The sequence below is a fragment of the Brevibacillus sp. B_LB10_24 genome (assembly GCF_046036945.1).
GTDB lineage: Bacteria > Bacillota > Bacilli > Brevibacillales > Brevibacillaceae > Brevibacillus_C.
In genome coordinates this window covers 144849-150972 of record NZ_JBJQOQ010000010.1, presented here as the reverse complement: position 1 = coordinate 150972, position 6124 = coordinate 144849, and the positions used below count along the sequence as shown (strand labels likewise).

At 52.6% G+C, this 6124-nt stretch carries 4 protein-coding genes; 3 read left to right on the top strand and 1 reads right to left on the bottom strand.

Annotated features, from left to right (window positions below; all coding sequences use genetic code 11):
* Positions 1-121: 121 nt before the first annotated feature.
* On the bottom strand, positions 122-385 hold the full coding sequence (locus ACI7RC_RS12070; protein WP_408108490.1) for a DUF2627 domain-containing protein: 264 nt from the start codon (positions 383-385) through the stop codon (positions 122-124).
* A 903-nt stretch (positions 386-1288) separates the two neighbouring features.
* Here ACI7RC_RS12070 and ACI7RC_RS12065 point away from each other — a divergent pair.
* From ACI7RC_RS12065 to lpdA, 3 genes are all read left to right on the top strand, one after another.
* The gene (locus ACI7RC_RS12065; protein WP_408108489.1) at positions 1289-3025 is read left to right on the top strand and encodes a sigma-54 interaction domain-containing protein; all 1737 of its coding nucleotides are present in this window, start codon (positions 1289-1291) and stop codon (positions 3023-3025) included.
* A gap of 541 nt (positions 3026-3566) precedes the next feature.
* Positions 3567-4658 (top strand): Glu/Leu/Phe/Val dehydrogenase dimerization domain-containing protein, encoded by a 1092-nt coding sequence (locus tag ACI7RC_RS12060; RefSeq protein ID WP_408108488.1) that lies wholly within the window; start codon positions 3567-3569, stop codon positions 4656-4658.
* Positions 4659-4686: 28 nt separating this feature from the next.
* Complete coding sequence (gene lpdA, locus ACI7RC_RS12055) at positions 4687-6108, top strand: dihydrolipoyl dehydrogenase (protein WP_408108487.1); 1422 nt, start codon at positions 4687-4689, stop codon at positions 6106-6108.
* Positions 6109-6124: the final 16 nt, after the last annotated feature.

Genomic DNA, 6124 nt, shown 5'->3' with positions numbered 1-6124 from the left:
TAGGCTTCGCCTAACCAAGATTCATCCCCTACCTGCAGAGGATAGGGGATGAATCTTGAAACATGTTAAAAAAGAGGCCAAGGGCTGAGTTTTTAAGGCCTTGGCAGCACAGCGTTATATCCTAGTCATCCTCCTCGGGGTCGCGCCGCATAAACCGGGGTTGTACACGGTTGCGTTTGCGGTCATGATGGAGCACAAAGCCGCCGATAAAGGCGACCGGGATGACGAACAACACCGCTCCCAATAAAAAATGACCCCAAAGGAACTGGTTGATTTCCGGATCAAAGTATTGATAAAAGGTGTCCCGCATCAATTTGATGCCGAATCCGGCGACGACAACCGGGACAGCCATGATGAAGAGGGCGACCAGCTTTTGCCCGAGCATTCTCGATCACATCCTTTGCCTGCCGACAGGAACTCCCGTTTTCCTATGTAAAAAATAAGCCAACCCCATCTTAAACGATTCTCCATCTCTTGTCCAACGCTAGAAATGCGGTACAATAAGAAAAGCTTCTAAATAGAAGCCCTTTCGAAGAAGCAGGTCCTTCTTTAGCGGATGCTTTTCATGCTGTATCAGGATGCTGATTCACGGAAGCTTAAACTTTCTGATTCAGTAAGAAAAGCTTCTAATAGAAGCCCTTTCGAAGAAGCAGGTCCTTCTTTAGCGGATGCTTTTCATGCTGTATCAGGATGCTGATTCACGGAAGCTTAAACTTTCTGATTCAGTAAGAAAAGCTTCTAATAGAAGCCCTTTCGAAGAAGCAGGTCCTTCTTTAGCGGATGCTTTTCATGCTGTATCAGGATGCTGATTCACGGAAGCTTAAACTTTCTGATTCAGTAAGAAAAGCTTCTAATAGAAGCCCTTTCGAAGAAGCAGGTCCTTCTTTAGCGGATGCTTTTCATGCTGTATCAGGATGCTGATTTACGGAAGCTTAAACTTTCTGATTCAGTAAGAAAATCATCTAATAGAAGCCCATTCGAAGAAGCAGGTCCTTCTTTAGCGGATGCTTTTCATGCTGTATCAGGATGCTGATTTACGGAAGCTTAAACTTTCTGATTCAGTAAGAAAAGCTTCTAAATAGAAGCCCTTTCGAAGAAGCAGGTCCTTCTCGGCAAATATGATGAAGTTCCATTATCAATGAATTCGTAAAATACGTTCAAACACTTCGGAAGCAGGATAAGGCAGAGAAGTCTAGAAGTTATACTAGTTTCGTAAAAAAGTTTTTGATTTTAGGAGCCCTTGGGACGGAATGCGATGCTTCTTTAATAGGGGTGAAGGGGGAGGGGCATGTACAGCCAAAGGGAATACGATTTCATGCTTAACTCCACCCACGATGCGATTATCGCCGTTGATGCCAGCGGGGTCATTACTTTGTTTAACAAGGCTGCAGAACAATTGACGGGTCTAGAGGCCAAGCGGGTGATTGGCACACGCGCAGAGGCGACCATTCCCAACACCAGGCTGCACATCGTCTTGCAGACGGGACAATCCGAACTGCATCAGGAGCAGGAGCTCTTGGGCAAGACGCGGATTATCACCAACCGGGTGCCGGTGCGCGGCGAATCCGGCGAAATTGTCGGAGCTGTGGCGATTTTCCGCGACATTACTGAAGTCATGGCACTGGCTGAAGAAGTCACCGATCTAAAAGAGTTAAAGAGCATGCTGCAGGCCATTATCCACTCTTCCGACGAAGCCATCTCGGTGGTCGATGCCGATGGCAACGGGCTGCTGATCAACCCTGCCTATACCAGGTTGACCGGGCTGGCCTATGAAGATGTCATCGGAAAACCTGCTACGGTAGACATCTCCGAGGGAGAGAGCATGCATATGCAGGTCTTACATACGAAAAAGCCGGTGCGCGGCGTCCCGATGAAAATCGGACCGAACCGGCGAGATGTGATCGTGAACGTCGCCCCTGTGATGGTGGACGGCATATTAAAGGGAAGCGTCGCCGTCATCCATGATATCTCCGAATTCAAGACGTTGACCGAGGAGCTGGAGAAAGCCCGCCGCATCATACGCAAGCTGGAGGCCAAATACACGTTTGCCGACATCATCGGCGAGAGCGAACCGATTCGGATGGCGATCGAACAGGCCGAACGGGCCGCGATGACCCCGGCGACGGTGCTGCTGCGGGGAGAGTCGGGGACGGGCAAAGAGCTGTTCGCCCATGCGATACATAATGCCAGCCAGCGCAAATACAGCCAGTTTGTCAGGGTGAACTGTGCTGCATTGACGGAATCTCTGCTGGAGAGCGAACTATTCGGTTATGAGGAAGGCGCCTTCACCGGTGCGAAGCGGGGCGGAAAGCCGGGGCTGTTCGAGGAAGCAAGCGGCGGTACCATTTTTCTCGATGAGATCGGCGAATTGTCCATGAGCACACAGGCAAAGCTGCTTCGCGTCCTGCAGGAGCGGGAAATCGTCCGCGTTGGCGGTACCAAAGCGATTCCGATCAACGTTCGGATTATTACGGCCACACATGTGAATCTGGAGTCCGCGATTCAAACCGGACAATTCCGCGAGGACCTGTACTACCGGCTGAATGTCGTCCCGATCCACATACCTCCCCTGCGGCAGCGCGGCGAGGATATCTATCCGCTTGCCATGCATCTGTTGCGCAAGCACAATCTCGAATACGGGCGCAACGTCGAGGGGATCGCACCGGCGGCACTGCAGATCCTGTGCGCCTATCACTGGCCGGGGAACGTTCGCGAGCTGGAGAACGTGCTGGGAAGGGCGATGATCAACATGAAGTTCAGTGAATCGACGATCCTGCCCGAACATTTGCCGCCGCTTGAAGCAAAGGGTGGGATGGAGAGTGACCAGCAGCCGGCAAACCGCAAACAAGCGATGTCCAGCCCGCTAAAGGCGGTTTTAGAAGAAGCGGAGCGGTATCATATTGCCAGGGTGCTCGCGGAATGCGGACAGAACCGGACAGAGGCGGCCAAATGGCTGGGCATTTCCATTCGCAGTTTGTACTATAAAATGGAAAAATACGGGATTCAGCAAGAGCACAAGGATTAACCTATCGTGCAATTTATTGCATGCAATTTTTAGTCGGATTCTGCAAAATAATGCATAGTATATCAAAGTGAATAAAACGCTTTCACGCTTTCCGTAGTTGGCATATCTTTTGCTAAAGTACATAGACGAAGATATTGCAGTAAACTATAAGAAAAGCTTCTATAGAAGCCCTTTCGAAGAAGCAGGTCCTTCTTTAGCGGATGCTTTTCATGCTGTATCAGGATGCTTATTCACTGAAGCTTAAACTTTCCGATACAGTAAGAAAAACTTCTAGAGAAGCCCTTTCGAAGAAGCTGGTCCTTCTTTAGCGGATGCTTTTGATGCTGTATCAGGATGCTTATTCACTGAAGCTTAAACTTTCCGATACAGTAAGAAAAACTTCTAGAGAAGCCCTTTCGAAGAAGCAGGTCCTTCTTTAGCGGATGCTTTTCATGCTGTATCAGGATGCTTATACACTGAAGCTTAATCTTTCTGATACAGTAAGAAAAACTTTGATGGAAGAATGTGTACTGATCAGACCACACTACGGGAGGCTTATTCTATGCAAATTTTCGACTATCTGCAGCGCTACGACTACGAGCAACTGGTTTTTTGCCAGGACGAGAACTCCGGGCTAAAAGCCGTGATCGCGATACACGATACCACCTTGGGTCCTGCTCTTGGCGGCCTGCGGATGTGGCCCTACCGTACGGAAGAAGAAGCGATCGTCGACGCTCTGCGCTTGGCCAGAGGCATGACCTATAAAAACGCAGCTGCTGGACTCAACATCGGCGGCGGCAAGACGGTCATCATCGGAGATCCGAAAAAAGATAAAAGCGAAGCGCTGTTCCGCGCGCTGGGCCGGTATATTCAAGGGCTGAACGGACGCTACATCACGGCGGAAGACGTCGGGACGAGTGTAGCTGACATGGACCTGATCCACCTGGAGACGGACTACGTGACAGGGGTCTCGCCCGAGTTCGGCTCCAGCGGGAATCCATCGCCCATGACTGCCTACGGCGTCTACCGCGGCATGAAGGCGGCTGCCAAGATCGCCTTTGGCAGTGACAGCCTGTCAGGTAAAGTCGTCGCGATCCAAGGCGTCGGAAACGTCGCTTACAGTCTTTGCAAGCACCTGCACGAAGAAGGGGCCGATCTGATCGTGACGGATATCAATCAGGAAAATGTCGATCGTGCCGTCGCGGATTTTGGAGCAAAGGCGGTTGGAGTAAACGATATTTTCGGCGTGGATTGCGATATCTTCTCGCCCTGTGCGCTGGGAGCGGTCATCAACGACGATACAATCCCGCTCCTCAAAGCAAAGGTCATCGCCGGTTCCGCCAACAATCAACTGAAAGAAGAACGGCATGGTGATACCATCAGTGAGATGGGGATCGTCTATGCGCCTGATTACGTTATCAATGCAGGCGGCGTGATCAATGTAGCAGATGAACTGCAAGGGTACAATCGCGAACGGGCGCTGAAAAAAGTGGAGGGAATCTACAACACGATCTTGGGCGTTTTCGAGATTGCGAAGCGGGAGGGCATTCCTTCCTACCGGGCAGCAGATCGCCTGGCGGAGGAGAGGATTGCCCGCGTAGCGAAGTCCCGCAGCGCGTTTTTACGCAACGGAAAATCCGTACTGTCGAAGTGAAGTGCAGTGAAGAAAAGGAGATAATAGAATGTCACAAGAATTTGATCTCGCCGTCCTCGGCGCCGGGCCTGGCGGATATGTCGCGGCGATACGCGCGGCCCAGCTCGGTATGCGAGTGGCGATTGTCGAGAAGGAGAAGCTGGGCGGCACCTGTCTGCATCGCGGCTGCATTCCCTCCAAGGCTCTCTTGCGCAGCGCAGAGGTGTACGCGACGTTGAAAGAACGGGAAAAATACGGCATTGTCGCCGAAGGGGTGGGCATCGATTTCGGCAAGATGCAAGCCCGCAAACAGGGGATCGTAGATCAGCTGCACAAAGGTGTCCAGTATCTGATGGAGAAGTCGAAGATCACGGTTTTCAAAGGGTTCGGCCGGGTGATGGGCCCCTCTATCTTTTCTCCGCAGGCAGGAGCGGTGCGGATCGAGAACGAGGCTGGGGAACAAGAGATGATCCTCCCCCGGTTCCTGCTCTTGGCCACCGGTTCGCGGCCGCGGACGATACCGGGCCTGGAGATTGACAAAGAGCTCGTATTGACAGCCGATGAAGCGCTCCAACTGGAGACGCTGCCGGCCTCCATGCTCATCGTCGGCGGCGGCGTTATCGGTATCGAATGGGCTTCGATGCTGAGCGACCTGGAAGTCGAGGTGACGATCATCGAAGCAGCCGAGCGGATTCTGCCGCAAGAGGATGAAGAGGTCAGCCGGGAAATGGCCCGTTTGCTGAAGAAGCGCAAAGTAAAAGTCGTCACAGGCGCCAAATTGCTTGCGGAAACGCTCGTTCGCGAGCAGGGCGGTTTGACGATTCAAGCAGAAACCGCAAGCGGCGTACAAAGCTATCGAGCCGAGAAAATGCTCGTCTCCGTCGGACGCCGGGCCAACGTAGAGAACCTTGGATTGGAAGCGACGGAAGTAAAAGTAGATGAAGGAGTGATCGAGGTAGGGCCGTATTACCAGACGGCAGAACCTCACATTTACGCCATCGGAGACGTAATCGGCGGTCTGCAGCTGGCCCATGTCGCCTCGCACGAAGGGATCATCGCCGTCGAGCATATGGCGGGGCTTGATCCTGCTCCCCTGGACCATACGAAGGTGTCCAGGTGCACGTACAGCCGCCCGGAAGTGGCCAGCATTGGCCTGACGGAAGCGGAGGCGAGACGGCAGGGGTATGAGGTGAAGACCGGAAAGTTCAGCTTTAAAGCGCTCGGCAAGGCGCTGGTTTACGGTGAAAACGACGGGTTTGTCAAGCTGGTGGCAGATGCCCGGACAGACGATTTGCTCGGCGTCCACATGATCGGCCCGCACGTGACCGAGCTGATCTCCGAAGCGGGATTGGCTCAGGTGTTGGACGCGACGCCGTGGGAGATTGCCCACACCATTCACCCTCATCCGACACTTTCCGAAGCGATCGGCGAAGCGGCCTTAGCCATAGACGGGTCGGCCATTCAATCATAGAGAGACAAAGGAGGCG